The following is a 16,358-nucleotide window of genomic DNA, read 5'->3' on the forward strand; positions in this document are numbered from 1 at the left end:
AGGGCTTGTTGTTCGTTATTGTGTCGCACCTGTGAGCGGTTGGGCATCTTTTGCTTCCGCTGGTAATTTGATTTCGTCAATCTCATTGAATTTCGAGAACGTCGACGCGTTTTTCATATTGAACTCGGTATCTTTTTCAATCGCAAATACCATGTCCATGTCGAGAGACTTCGGATAGAACGTTTTTGCGTCATACGTCATCTTGTAGTTCATCTTCTTATAGTCGATGCTATCCATCGCATCTTTCATCTGCGCCATCTGTCCTGTTTGTTCGAGCGAATCCTTCATGAAAGCTTTGAGGTCGTCACCCTTTAGTTTGACGTCGATTTGATAGACGTCACCCTCTTTTTTTGCTGTCCAGTTGTCTTTATACTTTTTCAACAGCTTGAGATTTTGATCCGTCGATGCCGATGACTCCATTGCTTCAACCATATCGCCTAGTTCCGAGACATCTTGAACGAGCCATTGTCCGTTTTGCGAGATATACATCTTATCGTCGACGATATAGCTCTCAATCGACATGTCTTTACCGTCCTGTGGATTTTTCATTGTCATCGTCTGGTGCATCGTAAGCGGCTTCTGGATGATATCGGCGGATACCTTTTGATCCACTGTCATCTCACCTGCTTTTGAGTTGACTGTCCCTTCCATATGGAACGATTTAATATCTTTTTGAGCGGCTGTCGCTTTATTCAGTAATTCCGTATTCGAGAGTTCCCCCGACTTCGTCGAACCAGACCCACTGCCACTCCCTGTATCTGTTTGTCCATCTTGACATCCCGCAAGCCCAATCGATGCTGCAACGATCCCGGCTGCTATCCACCTAGCTTTCTTCATATTCATTTCCTCCTTTATACGCGTTACCCTGATTTACGAAAAACATTGGAAAATGTTTCAAACTTTCTTTAGTAGACCATTACCGTTCTACTTAAAATTGAATCCTCAAATTTCAAATCAACGATTCTTTTTTTGAAATTTGATTCAATCTTCAAGAGATTTCCGCAAAAAAACAGGATGACGGAATGTACCGTCACCCTGCCTCTATTCAATTAAATCGTCCGTAAAAGATTCGCCATCTCAATCGCAGAAACCGCAGCTTCGTAGCCTTTGTTTCCGGCTTTCGTGCCAGCACGTTCGACTGCTTGCTCGATCGAATCCGTCGTCAGGACACCGAAGATGATCGGCACGCCTGTATCGCGCGCGGCACTTGCGACACCTTTTGCGACCTCGTTACAGACATAATCATAGTGCGACGTCGCCCCACGGATGACGGCACCGAGTGTGATGACGGCGTCATACTTACCGCTTTTCGCTAACTTTTCCGCGACGAGCGGAATTTCGAATGCTCCCGGAACCCACGCTGTATCGACAGCATCCGCTGCGACCCCGTGGCGGCGGAAAGCGTCGTTTGCTCCTCCGACGAGTTTTGAAGTGATCAATTCGTTAAAACGTGCTGCGACGATTGCGACGCGTAGTCCTTCCCCTGTTAAGAAACCTTCGTAGATCATGATGTGTGTCCTCCTTGGATGTCGAGCCAGTGCCCGAGTTTCGTTTGTTTTGTTTTTAGGTAACGCTGATTTTCCGGCTCGGCCGGTACTTGATGGGGTACACGTTCGATGATTTCGATCCCCTCTTGCTCGAGCACCCGTTGTTTGTCCGGGTTGTTCGTCATCAAGCGGATCTTCGTCACGCCGAGATCGCGCAACATATTGGCTGCGACCGTGTAGTCACGCATGTCCGTCGGATAACCGAGTGCATGGTTCGCTTCGACCGTATCGAGTCCTTGTTCCTGTAACTCGTACGCTTTTAACTTCGCCATTAGACCGATGCCGCGTCCTTCCTGACGTAAATACAAGACGGCTCCACCTTCTCGTTCGATCCGCTCGAGTGCCGCATCGAGTTGTGGTCCACAATCGCAACGCTTCGAACCGAAGACATCCCCTGTCAGGCATTCCGAGTGTAGACGGACGAGCATCCCGTCTTGCGCTTCACCGGATAAGACAGCGACATGTTCTTTCTCGTCTTGCGTCGTATAGCCAATCATCCGGAAAGCTCCGAACGTCGTTGGAAGTAATACTTCTGCTTCACGTGTCAATGGACGCTCAAGATACGCGACAAGTGCTTCGATCGTGACCAGTTTTAAATCGTGTTCTTCCTTATAGAGAAGTAGATCGTCGACCCGTGCCATCGTGCCATCTTCTTTAATGATTTCACAGATGACGGCGATCTCATCGCTACCGGCAAGACGGGCAAGATCGACACCTGCTTCCGTATGTCCGCGTCGCTCCCGGACACCACCCTCTTTTGCGATCAACGGGAAGATATGACCCGGTCGTTTGAAACGTTCCGGTCCATCCGTCAGCATCCGCTGAATCGTTAGCGACCGTTCCTCGGCACTGATGCCGGTCTTTGCCTCTTCATGATCGATGCTGAGCGTGAATGCCGTCCCATGCGGGTCCGTATTATTCGCTGTCATCGGAGCAAGTTCGAGTCGCTGTGCGATCCGCGGACTGACTGGTACACAGACGAGTCCTTTTCCATGTGTAATCATGAAGTTGATGTTTTCCGGTGTCGCGTGTTCCGCGAGCATGACGAGATCGCCTTCATTCTCACGATCCTCGTCATCACAGACGATGATCGGTCGTCCGTTTTTCAAATCTTCTATTGCGTCTTCAATCAAGTCGAATCCGTTCATTACATGTCGCCTCCTAAGAATGCTGCCCAGTCCGTCTGCTTCTCATGCTGCGTGAAATGATAGAGATGTTTCGCCATCATGTCACACTCGATATTGACGACTGCACCGCTTGCCAATCGATCAAACGTCGTCAGTTGACGGGAGTGCGGAATCAATGAAATCGAGATCGTTTCCGGTGTGACGCGTTGCAACGTCAGGCTCGTGCCGTTGATTGCGATCGAGCCTTTCGGAATACAATACTTTTGCCACGCTCCGACATCAAACGTATAGACCATCGCTTCTCCATCCGGTCGCCGACTGATCAGTCGGGCTGTTCCGTCGATATGTCCACTAACGAAATGTCCACCGAAGCGACCGTCTGCCGGCATCGCCCGCTCAAGTTGCAAGGGACTTCCGACTCGGTACGTACCGAGTGCTGTTGAACGGATCGTGTCATGGACGGCATCTGCCGTGAAACCGGTTGGACTCATCGACGTGACCGTCAAACAAATCCCGTCGACGGCGATGCTATCACCGATCTTCGTTCCTTCGAGTACCCGGTGCGCCTCAATTTCAAGCGCTAACCCGTTCGGTCGCGGGATCTTTCGTTTTAAGGTTCCGACTTCTTCAATCAATCCGGTGAACATGTCGTCTCCTCCTTTCGGATGTACGTCAGATGGAGATCCGGTCCGACCGTCTCAACCTGGTCGATTTGAAAACGATCTTCGATATCGTGTTGACCATTCCACGCATCGCCTTCAAAAATCGATGGGGCTTGGTAGACTTCGATTCGGTCAACGAGATCTGCCTCAAGGAAAGCGGCTTGAATCGTTGGTCCGCCTTCAATCAAGACACTACGGATGTCTTGTTCGTATAAGCGTTTCAAAATCGCTTCCGGCGTCTCATATTCACCAACGAGGACCGTCACCTGATCGTGACTAATCCGAGGAACACTCGTCAGCCAGTAGGTTGGATTTTTACCATCGCGGAAGACTTGCGCCGTCTCCGGAATCCGCCCCCGGCGATCAACGATTACTCGAATCGGCTCGATGCCTGACGATGCGCGTAACGTCAGTGCCGGATCATCGACGAGCACCGTCTCACTTCCGACGAGGATGGCATCGTGGCGTCCACGCAGGGCACGACCGTTCGCGCGTGCTTCTTCTGACGTGATCCAGCGCTGTTCACCTGTCGCCGCGATCCCGTTCATCGTCTGAGCGATTTTGACGGTCACGGTCGGACGTTTTCGTTCGATCGTCTTCCAGAATACCGTGTAAAGGGCTTCTGCCTCATGCCGTAACAAGCCGACATCGACTTCGATTCCCGCGTCCTGTAGCCGTTTGATTCCGGAACCAGCGACAATCGCATGTTTGTCTTCCGTTGCAACGAAGACTCGTTTGATTCCTGCTTGTAGAATTGCTTCCGTGCATGGTGGCGTCTTGCCGTGATGGTTGCATGGCTCGAGCGTCACGTAGAGATCGGCACCACGGGCGGCTTCTCCTGCCATCCGTAAGGCTTCGACTTCTGCGTGCGGCCCACCGGCAAACCGGTGTGCACCGAAGCCGATGATGCGTCCTTGTTTGACGATGACACAGCCGACACTTGGATTCGGACTTGTTTGTCCGTGTAACATTTGTGCTAATTGCATGGCATAACTCATCATCTGTGACATCGCGTTCACTCCTTTCAAATGAAAAAAGACGCCCCTTGAAAAAGGGGCGTCTGTATAGAAGGGTTCACGAAATACACGGTTCGCTTCCTGCATTTTTTCATGCAGAAAGAGACCGTCTCCTGAAAACATTTTTTCAGAAAACAGCTTGAATCGCGTCGTTTCGTTCTTCTCCCATCCGGACTTTACCGTCGGCCCTGGAATCTCACCAAGTCAGCCATGATGCGTACATCATGGGTCGCGGGCTCGTCGATCGATTGATCGCATCACCGCCGGTTGGGATTTTCACCCTACCCCGAAGAACTGGATTATTGAGTTATACAACTTTAGCCTAGCATATCTTTTTCAAGAAAACAAAGCGCAAATGCTTCTGTCTTGTCTCTTTTTTGATTTCGTTCCACTTCTGTCACCCGTCCCCAATTCGTAATCGACTGCATCTCAAAAACGACCGGAGCACTTGATAGCAGTGCGTCCAGTCGTTATTTTCCACTTACAAATAACCATTCTTCCGGTCATGGAATTCTTGCGCAATCGCCCCGCGCGTCCGTTCATCAGCGAGGACGCGAAGCGCTGTCCGGGCGAGGATTTTTGCTCCTGTGATCAATGCTTCATCTCCAGCTTCTGAACGGGCCGCTTCTTTGAATGCTTCCGTATGGGCGACGAGATCATCTGGTCCAATCTTGATATACGGATGGATCGTCGGGATGACTTGACTGATGTTACCGGCGTCCGTTGAACCAAGACCCGGTCGTTCGTCCAAGTGAACGATTTCGCCGAGCGCCTCTGCTTCTTCTTGGAACAGACGGTCGAACGTCCGGTTGAAGACGAGGTTATCGACTTCATTTTGGAAGGCGATGACATCGAGCGTCGCCCCAGTCGCGAGTGCCGCGCCTTGGGCGACGGCTTTGACTTTTTCCGTGACGGCATTCAATCGTTCCCGTGTCGTTGCCCGGATGAAGAAACGTGCTTTTGCGTATTCCGGGATGATGTTCGGCGCATCGCCTCCATGCGTGATGATCCCGTGGATCCGGACATCGTCTGGTAACTGCTGACGTAAGGCATTGATTCCATTGAAGAGTTGAATGACAGCGTCGAGGGCGTTGATGCCTTCTTCCGGTGACGCCGCTGCGTGCGCCGGACGACCCGTAAAGGCAAAGTCGAGTGGATCGACCGCAAGGGAAGAACCCGTGATCCGTGTTTGTCCCGACGGATGGACCATCAAGGCTGCATCGATTCCTTCGAGTAACTGATGTTTGACGAAACTGCCTTTCGCACTGCCGTTCGGTCCACCTTCCTCGGCTGGTGTTCCAAGGACAACGACACTCCCGCCGACTTCATCGAGCACTTTACTGAGCGCGATCGCCGCTGCGACGCTCGTCGTGCCGATAATATTATGACCGCACGCGTGACCAATACTCGGCAACGCATCGTATTCAGCAAGAAAGGCAATCGTTGCGCCTGGTCGGTCGCTCGATTTCTTCGCGAAGAACGCGGTATCATGCCCCGCGACGCCGAGTTCTACTGTAAAACCTTCCGCCGTTAGACGCTCCGCATGGAGCCGCGAAGCAAAGAATTCCTCGTTCCCGATTTCCGGCGTTGCATGAATCCGGTGACTTGTCTCAAGATACGATTCCCGTTTTTGTTCGATATCCTGTTCAATCGTCTCTACCCATGTCGTGCGTACTGGTGTCGTCATACTGTCCACTCTCCTTTTGAAATTATTCGCCGATGTCGCTCAGTGGAACGAACGTCGGGATCGTACTGCCTTTGTATTCTTTTTTGATGAAGGCCGCGACATCTTTTTGTTGATACAGCGATGCGATTTTTTTCAGTTCTTTTTTGTTCTTGTCTTCCGTCCGTGTCGCGATGATGTTGATGTATGGTTTTGCTGTCTCGTTCTCATGAACGATCGAGTCCTTGATCGGGTTGAAGCCAGCGTCAACCGCGATGCCATTGTTGATGATAGACGCCGCGACGTCCGGTAAGACGCGTGGCGTTTGTCCGGCGACGATCGGAACGATTTTCAGCTTCTTCGGATTCTCGACGATCTTATCGACCGAACCGTTACCATCGAAGTCGTCCGGTAGCTTGATCAGACCTGCTTCTTGCAGTAACAAGAGGGCGCGTCCCATGTTCGTCGCTTCGTTCGGAACAGCGATTTTTCCGCCATTTGGAATATCTTTGACATCCTTGTATTTATCCGAGTAGATCCCCATCGGTGCGATGACAGTCGTCGCAATCGGCGATAGCTTCAAGTTATGTTCTTTCTTGAAAGCGTTGAAGTAGGAAATCGTCTGGAAGGCATTGGCGTCGATCTCACCCTCAGCCAGTGCCATGTTCGGCTGGACATAATCGGAGAACTTGACGAGTTCGATTTTGATGCCTTCCTTCTCTGCTTTTTTGGCGACATAATCCCAAACTTGTGTGTCTGAACCGCTGACACCGAGCTTGATCGTCTTTTCGTCTTCTCCTGATGCTGCGCACCCGGCAAATAAAATCGTCGTGAGTGTTGCTCCAATTGCTACTGCTTTTTTCATGGCTGAATCGCTCCCTTGATTAATGTCTTCTGATTTTTCGTGCGACGATGTTGCCTGTCGTCTGTAAGCCTTGGACTAAGATGACGAGAATCCCGACCGTGATGATCATGACTTTCGTATCAAACCGTTGATAGCCGTAAGTAATTGCTAAGTCACCCAAACCGCCACCACCGATGGCGCCTGCCATCGCCGATGCCCCGATCAAGCCGACCGTCGCGATCGTTAAGTTCAGGATGAGTGAACCGAGTGCTTCCGGTAGGAGGAAGCGGAAAATCGTTTGAAACGGTGTCGCGCCCATCGCTTCTGCTGCTTCAAGAACGCCTTTATCGACTTCGAGTAAAGAACTCTCGATCAGACGCGCCATGTACGGTGCAGCGTAAAAGACGAGCGGAACGATTGCGGCTTCTGTTCCGATCGATGTCTGAACGATCAAGCGCGTCAACGGGATGATCGCGACGAGTAAGATGATGAACGGAATCGAGCGGAAAATATTGACGATACTGTTGAAGAACGTGAACAACGGAACATTTTCAAGTAACGCTCCTTTTCGCGTGACGACAAGCAGGATACCGAGTGGTAAGCCGATCAAGGTCGAGAACAAGAGCGAAACGGATACCATCGTCATCGTCTGCAAAAATGCTGTCCAAATATCACTGTAGTTAACTAGCATCAGCGAGCACCTCCTCAACGGTTACCTGTGCCTGATCGATGTAGTGTAAGGCACGTTTCACTTCTGTCGTCTCACCGATCAGTTCAACGAGTAATGTGCCGAACGGCGTCTCCTGCAACTCCGTGATGCTACCGTGCAGGATATTGACATCGACGTCGAAGCGTTTTGCGACTTGCGACAAGAGTGGTTGTCCGGTGTGATGTCCAAGGAAGTGAATCTTATAGATTGGATGCGCATTTCGCGACTCGATCAACTGACGAATCGACGCTGGAATCTCGTCATGCATGACGGACCGTACAAAGTTCCGTGCCGTCTCGGTCTGCGGATTTGAAAAGACATCAAAGACCGTTCCTGACTCGATTAGCTTCCCAGCTTCGATGACGGCTACACGATCGCAAATCTCCCGGATGACGCCCATCTCGTGGGTAATCAAAAGAATCGTGATCCCGTACTCTGCATTGATCCGTTTTAATAACTGAAGAATATGATGTGTCGTCTGGGGATCAAGTGCTGACGTCGCTTCGTCACATAAAAGGACGGAAGGTTGCGTCGCGAGTGCCCGGGCGATACCAACGCGCTGTTTCTGCCCACCCGACAATTGATCTGGATAATGATCCGCCTTGTCCGCGAGATCGACGAATTCGAGCAACTCCGTCACCCGACGGCGAATCTCATCTTTCTTGACGCCTGCGAGAACGAGTGGTTTTGCAACGTTCGTAAAGACCGTGTTCGCATTCAATAGATTGAAGTGCTGAAAGATCATTCCAATCCGTTGTTTTGCTTGGCGTAATTTTTTCGGAGACAGTTGCGTTAAATCTTCCCCATCGACCGTCACCGTTCCTGACGTCGGTCGTTCTAACAGATTGACACAGCGGAGCAGTGAACTTTTCCCGGCACCGCTAAAGCCGATGACACCAAAGATTTCGCCTTTCTCGATCGTCAGGTCGACACCGTCGAGCGCTGCAATCGTCTGATCTTTCGTGACGTACGTTTTTTTGACTTGATGAAATGCAATCATTCCGTTTTCCCCCTTCATTCAACAAAAAAGGTCCCTTCTTGAGAAACAAGAAGAGACCTGGATCCGCACAGTGGCAGAATCCACTCCACTCATCTCTCAGACATCTGTCTGATGGAATTGGCACAGTGCTCATAATGAGTCTGTTGCCGAGGTTTCGTAGGGCCAGTCCCTCCACCTCTCTGGATAAGTATTGCGGTATGAAATTCGTATGTGTGTTGTTGCGTTGTTGCTTATGTCGTAAAACTAATTTTTACATTACGGGTCGAAACTTTAAAAGTCAACCAACTTTGCAAAAATAATCCATTTGGCGCATATCGATGGATTTACAAGTTATGAATTAGCTTAATGAACGGATCACGATTCGTCAAGAAAGATTTGACAAGTCATTTTTGGTCGTGCTACCATCGTTTCAATGATTATTCCGACAATTCCAATATGATATTTATCAAGAGTGAACGAGAGACCTGGCTCTATGACTTCACGGCAACCTGCAATTTGTAAGGTGCTCCGACCAGCAAAGCGCGGCTTTGGATGATACGGTGAAAAACTCGTGGGCGTCCAAGCAGTGACGTCGACGAGTTTTTTTCATGAATGGAGGAAAAATAGTAATGATGAACTATCCTGTATTGACTGGTGCTGAAGCGTTTTATTTTCAAGGTGGATCGATCGGCATTCTAATCTGTCATGGTTTTAACGCCACTCCGCAAAGTGTCCGGGACGTCGGTGAGGCATTCGCTGCTGAAGGTTTTACCGTCTATGCCCCGCGCTTACGTGGACATGGAACGAACGTCCGCGAGTTCGAACAATCGACTGCTCGATGTTGGAAGCAAAGCCTGCAAGACGGCTATGAACGTTTACAAGAAACATGCGATCAAGTCTTCGTCATCGGTCAATCGATGGGTGCGACGCTTGCGCTGTCGCTCGCCGCTGACGGGATTCCGTTTGCCGGCATCATTACGATCAATGCCGCACTCTCCGTTCCATCCTATGAATCACTTTCGTTCGAGGACGGTCCAGAGTATTTACCGGAAGGCGCACCGGACATTAAGCGAGCAGCCTTTGAAATCATCTATGATCTTGTTCCGAGCCGTTGTGCGTTCGAACTTGTTCGCCTAATGGATGAAACAAAAGGACGCCTTGGATCGATCCTTCTACCGACATTGATTCTTTACTCAGCGACCGATCACGTCGTTCCACCTTCGAGCTCGGATTATCTGCACCAGCACATCGGAACAAATGATAAACGAAGCTACTGTTTACTGAACTCGTATCACGTTGCGACACTCGATCATGATCAGGATTTGATTGTTCGTGAGACGATTCGCTTTATCGAACAATCGTGTCAGTTTTCGCAAGAAACAGGCTGAATCAAAAAAACAGCTATTCGTTTCCATATGGAAGCAAATAGCTGCTACATCAAAGGACGACCATCATCGGTACGTCTTTTTTTAATTTTCTTGGTGCTGCACCGATTGGAGCGGCTTCGGTTTTCCAGGTACCTCATGGCAATGACGGCAACGTGGCTCATACGATTCCGACGCTCCGACTAGGATGATCGGATCATCATAGTTGGCTGGTTTCCCATCAATCAAACGTTGTGTCCGGGAAGCCGGATCCCCACACGAAAGACAGATGGCTTGTAGTTTCGTCACGAATTCTGCGCGCGCCAGTAATTCAGGCATTTTCCCAAATGGCTCTGCCCGGAAATCTTGATCAAGGCCTGCACAAATGACGCGTTTTCCGTCTTGTGCGAGTGCTTCGATGACTTGTACGATCTCATCATCAAAGAATTGAACTTCATCGATCCCGACGATTTGTGTTTCTTCTGCTACTGCCGCATAAAGATCACGACTCGTCGCCATCGGAATCGCTACGACAGAGTTGCCAACGTGAGAGACAACATGCTCTTCATGGTACCGGTCGTCGATTGCCGGCTTGAATACTTGCACGGGCAGTTTGCCGTACTGCGCCCGTCTGACACGACGAATCAACTCTTCCGATTTCCCGGAAAACATACTGCCACAAATTACTTCGATCCAGCCGTACTGATTTATTACATGCATCATCGTCCGACACCGTCCTCTAAAAATAGTCACTTTAACGAGTATAGCCCGAAACGGTATCGAGAAAAAGGGTTGACTTCCGGAAATCAAAATTCATTTTTTCTTTCCCTAGAATTTTTGTCCTTTCATTCCAACTGCCCCCTATTTCCTGTACACTGAAGAAGAAGATTCTCACGAAAGAAGGTGTCCCCGATTCATCATCTCTTACATGACATCCTGCACCAATATGGTGCCCTTGGTCTCTCCGTCCTTCTCGCAGGTGGTATCGTGGGATTGCCGGTTCCTGATGAGACCCTGCTCGTTTTGTCCGGATTTTGGATGCATCAAGGCAATCTACCACTCGTCGGTACGATTCTCGCCGCTTACGCCGGCAGTTGCATCGGGATGACGATCAGCTATTTACTCGGATTAAAACTCGGTATGCCACTACTACACCGCGTTGGACCGAAAATGCGTATCTCAGAAAAACATATTCTTTCCGCTGAAGCCGGTTTTCGTCGTTACGGAAAATCGGTCTTGATCATCGGTTACTACATACCTGGTCTCCGCCAACTCTCTGCCTTTTTTGCAGGCGTCTCAAAAATGCCGTTTCGCGTTTTTGCGAGTTATGCGTATACAGGTGCCTTGATTTGGATCAGCGTGTTCTTAGGTGCCGGTTACTTCGTCGGCCGCCATCTCTCGTTCCATAAAGTCATGGACTATGTCTTGGCACATCCGGAAGTCATGCCCTATTTAATCGGGATTGCTGGCGGAATCGCCTTCTCGTTCGTCTTGAAGACGTATCTCACTTATCGTTCACAATTCAGTCTATACAAAAACAGCCTGCTTCCGTAATGGAGGCAGGCTGTTTTTTTAAGAACCAACAAGTAATTACTTGCGGCCGTATTTTTTGTTGAAGCGATCGACACGACCATCTGCCGCGTTGAACTTTTGACGACCTGTGTAGAATGGGTGCGAGTCTGAAGACACATCCACACGGATGAGTGGGTACTCGTTACCATCTTCCCAAGTGATCGTTTCGTTCGAAGAACGAGTAGAACCGCTTAAGAATTTGTACTCAGTCGTTGAATCCATAAATACTACTTTGTTGTAGTTAGGGTGAATTCCTTGTTTCATGGTTGATTTCTCTCCTTCCGCCCTGGTTCATTTGCTGAGCCAGAGTAAGTTACCTTCCTATACTAAACGATTTTTTTATGCGTCGCAATAGTTATTTTTCTGTCGTCGTTTCCTTCTTGACGGTACGTGGTTTAGCTGGCGCGCGTCGGACCGCCTTCTTCTGTTCTTTCTCAAGTACGACGAAAAATTCTTCATTATTTTTCGTATCACGAATCTTACGCAGGAACGTATCGACGAACTCGTTCGACTCATTCATCGTCCGGCGAATCGCCCAAAGCGCATCAAGCTGCTCTTTCGGAAGCAACAGTTCTTCCTTCCGTGTACCGGACTTCCGAATGTCAATCGCTGGGAAGATTCGACGCTCTGACAACTTACGATCGAGATGCAGTTCCATGTTGCCGGTTCCTTTGAATTCCTCATAGATGACGTCATCCATGCGCGATCCTGTCTCGACGAGTGCTGTCGCAAGAATCGTCAAACTACCACCGTGTTCGATGTTTCGCGCTGCACCAAAGAACCGTTTCGGCTTATGGAACGCAGCCGGATCAATTCCGCCCGAGAGCGTCCGACCACTTTGCGGTACCGTTAAGTTATAGGCCCGTGTTAGACGCGTGATCGAATCCATCAAGATGACGACATCCTTCTTGTGTTCGACGAGCCGCATCGCCCGCTCGAGGACCAGTTCAGAAATTCGGACGTGGTTGTCCGGTGTTTCGTCAAACGTCGAGCTGACGACGTCTGCTCCTGGAACCGAACGCTCAATGTCCGTTACTTCCTCAGGTCGCTCATCAATCAAGAGAATGATTAGTTCGACATCCGGATGATTCTCCTGAATCGAGTTTGCGATTTCTTTGAGGAGTGACGTCTTCCCTGCTTTTGGCGGTGCGACGATCAAACCACGTTGACCAAATCCAACCGGTGCGATCATATCCATGACACGAACGGATAGATGGCGTGGTTCTGTCTCAAGTCGCATCAATCGGTCCGGATAAATTGGTGTCAGTGCCGGGAAGAATAAACGGTTACGGGCAGTATCCGGTGCTTCACCGTTAACGGCTTCCACGCTAAGTAACCCTTGGAACCGTTCGTTTTCCTTCGGTGGACGGACTTTACCTGTGACGACATCACCATTACGTAGATTAAAGCGTCGGATTTGAGATGCTGCGATATAAATATCTTCAGAGGATTGGGAATAATTGATAGGACGAAGGAAGCCAAAGCCACCATCGTTTTGCATTTGTGGATTGCCAGGGATGACTTCGAGTACCCCTTCGAGGAAATAAAGACCAGTCGATTCAGCCTGTGCTTTTAAAATCTTGAACATCAACTCGCGTTTACGGGCTTCCCGGTATTGTGGGACATTTTTCGTCTTTGCGATTTCATAAAGTTCTTTTAATGTCAGTTGGCTCAATTGAGCCAGTGTATAGGAACGTTCTGGTTTATCTTTTTTATCAGTTGTTGGCATGTTCTTCACCTATTCTTTATAAATTCAACTGCATTCAGCATACTTCCATACATACATCAGGAGGTATGTAATTTTATTCGTGAACTAAAGGTATCATATTTTTTTGAATTCGTCGTCAACAATCCTTTGCGTTTCTTACTTTGTAATATTCAAGGATATTATTTCAGTTATGTTACAAAAACATCTGTTTTGTCTTCTAACTGAAAAAACGTTTTCAAGTGTGCGCATGCTAAGATATTCCTGCAGACAAAATTCTTACACAGTTGTAAGGTTCACTGCTTAACCAAACACTTAATGATTTCATCATATAACTTACGGACGCAACACACTACATTAAACGGAGGAATTCTTAACATGAAACGTTTTCTAGCATCGATCGCGACAGCAGCCTTAGTGGTTTCAGGTTTTACATCAGTGGGTACAGGTAAAGTTGAAGCAGCAACAGTCACGAAAGTCAAGATCACGGACAACGGTCTTCGTGTTCGGACAGCACCTTCTACGAAAGCAAGCATCGTCGGGAAAGTCAACGCTGGTCAAGTCTTTACATATAAAGGCAAGTCAGGCAGCTGGACAAAAATCTCATACGGCGGCAAAACACGTTATGTCTTCTCACAATACACAAAGACATACAAATCATCTTCAAGCGCTAAAAAAACAACGAGCACATCTTCTAAACGGACTAAAATCCTAAGCGAAGCAGCAAAACATAAAGGTACACCATATGTATGGGGCGGAACGACGACTCGTGGATTCGACTGCTCTGGTTTCACAAGCTACGTCTACAAGAAAGCGGCTGGTAAAACATTACCACGTACGTCTTCTTCACAATATTCTTCTTCTAAGAAAGTCAGCGTTTCTAAAGTACAGCCAGGAGATCTTGTCTTCTTCTCACACGGTAGCGGCATTCAACACGTTGGGATCGCAACAAGCAAGTCAAGCATGGTCAACTCAGAAACAGGTGGCGTTAAATACTCAAGCTTCAAATCAGGGTACTGGGGTTCACGCCTTGTCGGCGCAGGATCTTACCTATAATTCATCATCTCAAAGCGGTTGAGCATTGGCTCGATCGCTTTTTTTCATCGAATCGATTACAGGAGGAGGAAATCGGATGCATGTCTTAATCACAGGTGCTTCAAGAGGTCTTGGTCGTGAATTTGCTTATCTGCATGCCAAGCAAGGGGATCACGTCTTGCTCGTCGGACGCGATGCGACAGCACTCTTCGAAACGAAGTTCCATGTCGAGCGACTCGGGGGAACGGCAACCGTCTTTCCGTATGACTTAACGCAGCCGACGCATCGTCTCGCACTATTTCGGGCAACGGAACAGATTCCGGTCGACTGCGTCATCAACAACGCCGGGATCGGCGTCTTTGGTTCTTTCCTTGAGACCTCGTTCGAAGACGAGTCCCGGATGATTGCCTTGAATATCGAAGCATTAACACACGTGACGAAGGTCTATGCCTCTCGCATGAAAGCACAGGGAATCAAAGGACGTATCGTCCATCTCGCATCAACGGCTGCGTTTGAAGGGGGTCCATGGCTGAGTGTTTATTACGCAACAAAGGCCTACGTCCTTCATTTCTCGGAAGGATTGACGGAAGAACTCGCACAAGACGGTATCCAAGTTAGCGTTGTCTGTCCAGGCGCGACCCATACCGGCTTCGAATCAGCAGCAAACCTTGAACAGTCGCGTTTGTTCTTGCGACCTGGTGTCATGGATGCTCCGACGGTTGCGCGCATCGCCTACCGCGGCTATATGAAGGGGAAAACGTTCATCGTGCCTGGCTTCGGCAATGCCTGGTATATCTTTTCGACGCGTTTTCTACCGCGTCGGTACGTCACCCGACAAGCAGGAGAAGTTCAGCGTCCGCGGTAATCGTCAAATAACGATTCATTTATCACTCAACGTTCATATCCTCACTTTCCTCAGGCGGGAGGTAAGCCGCGACATCTCGCAGCTTATGCGAAATGCCGGGTCTTCCCTTACCCTGACGGAAACGTTAGCAAGTTTCCTTTTCCTGCAGGAGTTGAGGATGAACGTCTTGATTCCTAGAAACATATCACAAAAAGAGTTGGCATTCCGGAGATCATCCGTAACGCCAACTCTTTTTATGTGGATTCAGACGTCCTTTTTGAGGAGTCAGTCTGTTTTACTTAATGACAAGCTTCGGTTTCTTCTTGAACGAGTGAATACCTTCGACGAAACGCACCGTTCCGGATTTTGCACGCATGACGACAGAGTGTGTCTGACCGCCTTGTGCCGTGAACTGAACACCTTTCATCAACTCACTGTCCGTGACGCCTGTCGCAGCAAAGATACAATCGTCTCCTGAAACGAGATCATCCATCATAAGGATCTTCGATGGATCTTCAATGCCCATCTTCTTGCAACGCTCGACCTCGGCATCGTCTGCTGGTAACAAGCGTCCTTGGAGCTCACCACCGAGGCATTTCAAGGCAACGGCAGCAAGAACGCCTTCCGGTGCACCACCTGAACCGAGCAGGATATCAATCCCCGTATGCGGGAACGCCGTGTTGATCGCAGCAGCGACGTCACCGTCACCGATCAAGCGAATCCGCGCCCCTGTTGCCCGAATCCGTTGAATGATTTCTTCATGACGTTCGCGATCCAGAATCGAGACGACGACGTCTTCGATTTCTTTGTTCTTCGCCTTCGCTACGGCTGCGATGTTTTCTTCGATCGTCGCATCCAGACTGATGTGTCCTGCCGCTTCCGGGCCGACTGCGATCTTATCCATGTACATGTCCGGTGCATGAAGTAAATCTCCTGCATCCGCGACCGCGAGAACAGCAAGTGCGCCCCATGTTCCTTTTGCGACGATGTTCGTTCCTTCCAGCGGATCGACGGCGACGTCGAGTCGTGGTCCATACCCATTTCCTAGCTTTTCTCCAATGTAAAGCATCGGTGCTTCATCCATCTCGCCTTCCCCGATGACGACGGTTCCTTTCATCGGAATCGTATCGAAGACATCACGCATCGCGCTTGTTGCCGCATCATCCGCTTCATTCTTCAATCCTTTTCCCATCCAGCGTGCAGAGGCGAGTGCTGCTGCCTCCGTGACGCGTACCAGTTCCATTGATAGACTTCTCTCCATGTGTATGTCCCCTCTCCCTTGTTACAAATC

17 protein-coding genes and 3 riboswitches are annotated in these 16,358 nt (G+C 49.4%); of the genes, 4 read left to right on the plus strand and 13 right to left on the minus strand.

All coding sequences use genetic code 11. The annotated features are described in order from the left end of the window. Positions 1-15: 15 nt before the first annotated feature. The 9 genes from U719_RS14480 to U719_RS14520 all read right to left on the minus strand — a co-directional run bounded on the left by U719_RS14480 (position 16) and on the right by U719_RS14520 (position 8,568). Positions 16-837 carry a DUF6612 family protein gene (locus U719_RS14480; protein WP_023469534.1) on the minus strand — a complete coding sequence of 274 codons (822 nt, stop codon included), beginning with the start codon at positions 835-837 and terminating at the stop codon, positions 16-18. 212 nt (positions 838-1,049) lie between these two features. After that, complete coding sequence (gene ribE, locus U719_RS14485; protein ID WP_023469535.1) at positions 1,050-1,508, minus strand: 6,7-dimethyl-8-ribityllumazine synthase; 459 nt, start codon at positions 1,506-1,508, stop codon at positions 1,050-1,052. Further along, positions 1,505-2,695 (minus strand): bifunctional 3,4-dihydroxy-2-butanone-4-phosphate synthase/GTP cyclohydrolase II, encoded by a 1,191-nt coding sequence (locus U719_RS14490; protein WP_023469536.1) that lies wholly within the window; start codon positions 2,693-2,695, stop codon positions 1,505-1,507. Before U719_RS14490 ends, ribE (U719_RS14485) begins: the two co-directional genes overlap by 4 nt. Further along, positions 2,695-3,321 carry a riboflavin synthase gene (ribE, locus tag U719_RS14495; protein WP_023469537.1) on the minus strand — a complete coding sequence of 209 codons (627 nt, stop codon included), beginning with the start codon at positions 3,319-3,321 and terminating at the stop codon, positions 2,695-2,697. The genes U719_RS14490 and ribE (U719_RS14495) overlap by 1 nt, the downstream gene beginning before the upstream one ends. Then, positions 3,306-4,346: a bifunctional diaminohydroxyphosphoribosylaminopyrimidine deaminase/5-amino-6-(5-phosphoribosylamino)uracil reductase RibD gene (gene ribD / locus U719_RS14500; protein WP_023469538.1), complete on the minus strand. Its 1,041-nt coding sequence runs from the start codon at positions 4,344-4,346 to the stop codon at positions 3,306-3,308. The genes ribE (U719_RS14495) and ribD overlap by 16 nt, the downstream gene beginning before the upstream one ends. Before the next feature lie 159 nt (positions 4,347-4,505). Further along, positions 4,506-4,650: riboswitch (FMN riboswitch) on the minus strand. A 183-nt stretch (positions 4,651-4,833) separates the two neighbouring features. After that, positions 4,834-6,039, minus strand: coding sequence for a M20 family metallopeptidase (locus U719_RS14505; RefSeq protein ID WP_023469539.1), 1,206 nt, complete (start codon positions 6,037-6,039; stop codon positions 4,834-4,836). Positions 6,040-6,061: 22 nt separating this feature from the next. Then, positions 6,062-6,880: a MetQ/NlpA family ABC transporter substrate-binding protein gene (locus U719_RS14510; RefSeq protein ID WP_023469540.1), complete on the minus strand. Its 819-nt coding sequence runs from the start codon at positions 6,878-6,880 to the stop codon at positions 6,062-6,064. Between the two features lie 19 nt (positions 6,881-6,899). Continuing rightward, on the minus strand, positions 6,900-7,550 hold the full coding sequence (locus U719_RS14515; protein WP_023469541.1) for a methionine ABC transporter permease: 651 nt from the start codon (positions 7,548-7,550) through the stop codon (positions 6,900-6,902). Then, the gene (locus U719_RS14520; RefSeq protein WP_023469542.1) at positions 7,540-8,568 is read right to left on the minus strand and encodes a methionine ABC transporter ATP-binding protein; all 1,029 of its coding nucleotides are present in this window, start codon (positions 8,566-8,568) and stop codon (positions 7,540-7,542) included. The genes U719_RS14515 and U719_RS14520 overlap by 11 nt, the downstream gene beginning before the upstream one ends. Positions 8,569-8,654: 86 nt before the next feature. Continuing rightward, positions 8,655-8,758, minus strand: a riboswitch (SAM riboswitch). Between the two features lie 249 nt (positions 8,759-9,007). Next, positions 9,008-9,109: riboswitch (SAM riboswitch) on the plus strand. A 67-nt stretch (positions 9,110-9,176) separates the two neighbouring features. On the opposite strand from U719_RS14520, the gene U719_RS14525 reads away from it, so the two are divergent. Beyond that, entirely contained in the window at positions 9,177-9,935 is a 759-nt protein-coding gene (locus tag U719_RS14525) for a carboxylesterase (RefSeq protein ID WP_035395806.1), read from the plus strand. Positions 9,936-10,016: 81 nt separating this feature from the next. Here U719_RS14525 and U719_RS14530 read toward each other — a convergent pair whose 3' ends face one another. Beyond that, positions 10,017-10,631 (minus strand): thymidine kinase, encoded by a 615-nt coding sequence (locus tag U719_RS14530; protein ID WP_041255579.1) that lies wholly within the window; start codon positions 10,629-10,631, stop codon positions 10,017-10,019. A gap of 183 nt (positions 10,632-10,814) precedes the next feature. Between U719_RS14530 and U719_RS14535 the strand changes: the two genes are divergently transcribed. Then, positions 10,815-11,465 (plus strand): DedA family protein, encoded by a 651-nt coding sequence (locus U719_RS14535; protein ID WP_023469545.1) that lies wholly within the window; start codon positions 10,815-10,817, stop codon positions 11,463-11,465. Between the two features lie 36 nt (positions 11,466-11,501). Here U719_RS14535 and U719_RS14540 read toward each other — a convergent pair whose 3' ends face one another. Then, positions 11,502-11,747 carry a type B 50S ribosomal protein L31 gene (locus U719_RS14540; protein WP_023469546.1) on the minus strand — a complete coding sequence of 82 codons (246 nt, stop codon included), beginning with the start codon at positions 11,745-11,747 and terminating at the stop codon, positions 11,502-11,504. A 91-nt stretch (positions 11,748-11,838) separates the two neighbouring features. Next, positions 11,839-13,212 (minus strand): transcription termination factor Rho, encoded by a 1,374-nt coding sequence (rho, locus tag U719_RS14545; RefSeq protein ID WP_023469547.1) that lies wholly within the window; start codon positions 13,210-13,212, stop codon positions 11,839-11,841. A gap of 354 nt (positions 13,213-13,566) precedes the next feature. Here rho and U719_RS14550 point away from each other — a divergent pair, with 354 nt between their 5' ends. After that, the gene (locus U719_RS14550; protein WP_023469548.1) at positions 13,567-14,244 is read left to right on the plus strand and encodes a C40 family peptidase; all 678 of its coding nucleotides are present in this window, start codon (positions 13,567-13,569) and stop codon (positions 14,242-14,244) included. Positions 14,245-14,320: 76 nt separating this feature from the next. Beyond that, entirely contained in the window at positions 14,321-15,088 is a 768-nt protein-coding gene (locus U719_RS14555; RefSeq protein WP_023469549.1) for an SDR family oxidoreductase, read from the plus strand. A 274-nt stretch (positions 15,089-15,362) separates the two neighbouring features. Here U719_RS14555 and glpX read toward each other — a convergent pair whose 3' ends face one another. Continuing rightward, on the minus strand, positions 15,363-16,328 hold the full coding sequence (glpX, locus tag U719_RS14560) for a class II fructose-bisphosphatase (protein WP_035395794.1): 966 nt from the start codon (positions 16,326-16,328) through the stop codon (positions 15,363-15,365). Between the last annotated feature and the right edge of the window lie 30 nt (positions 16,329-16,358).

It is taken from the genome of Exiguobacterium sp. MH3, from assembly GCF_000496635.1.
Lineage (GTDB): Bacteria > Bacillota > Bacilli > Exiguobacteriales > Exiguobacteriaceae > Exiguobacterium_A > Exiguobacterium_A indicum.

Coding starts and splice junctions, on each gene's coding strand:
- U719_RS14510 (WP_023469540.1), bottom strand. CDS start 6,880: ATGAAAAAAGCAGTAGCAATTGGAGCAACACTCACGACGATTTTATTT.
- U719_RS14520 (WP_023469542.1), bottom strand. CDS start 8,568: ATGATTGCATTTCATCAAGTCAAAAAAACGTACGTCACGAAAGATCAG.
- ribD (WP_023469538.1), bottom strand. CDS start 4,346: ATGTCACAGATGATGAGTTATGCCATGCAATTAGCACAAATGTTACAC.
- U719_RS14550 (WP_023469548.1), top strand. CDS start 13,567: ATGAAACGTTTTCTAGCATCGATCGCGACAGCAGCCTTAGTGGTTTCA.
- glpX (WP_035395794.1), bottom strand. CDS start 16,328: ATGGAGAGAAGTCTATCAATGGAACTGGTACGCGTCACGGAGGCAGCA.
- rho (WP_023469547.1), bottom strand. CDS start 13,212: ATGCCAACAACTGATAAAAAAGATAAACCAGAACGTTCCTATACACTG.
- U719_RS14555 (WP_023469549.1), top strand. CDS start 14,321: ATGCATGTCTTAATCACAGGTGCTTCAAGAGGTCTTGGTCGTGAATTT.
- U719_RS14490 (WP_023469536.1), bottom strand. CDS start 2,695: ATGAACGGATTCGACTTGATTGAAGACGCAATAGAAGATTTGAAAAAC.
- ribE (WP_023469537.1), bottom strand. CDS start 3,321: ATGTTCACCGGATTGATTGAAGAAGTCGGAACCTTAAAACGAAAGATC.
- U719_RS14525 (WP_035395806.1), top strand. CDS start 9,177: ATGATGAACTATCCTGTATTGACTGGTGCTGAAGCGTTTTATTTTCAA.
- U719_RS14505 (WP_023469539.1), bottom strand. CDS start 6,039: ATGACGACACCAGTACGCACGACATGGGTAGAGACGATTGAACAGGAT.
- U719_RS14540 (WP_023469546.1), bottom strand. CDS start 11,747: ATGAAACAAGGAATTCACCCTAACTACAACAAAGTAGTATTTATGGAT.
- U719_RS14515 (WP_023469541.1), bottom strand. CDS start 7,550: ATGCTAGTTAACTACAGTGATATTTGGACAGCATTTTTGCAGACGATG.
- U719_RS14480 (WP_023469534.1), bottom strand. CDS start 837: ATGAAGAAAGCTAGGTGGATAGCAGCCGGGATCGTTGCAGCATCGATT.
- U719_RS14530 (WP_041255579.1), bottom strand. CDS start 10,631: ATGCATGTAATAAATCAGTACGGCTGGATCGAAGTAATTTGTGGCAGT.
- ribE (WP_023469535.1), bottom strand. CDS start 1,508: ATGATCTACGAAGGTTTCTTAACAGGGGAAGGACTACGCGTCGCAATC.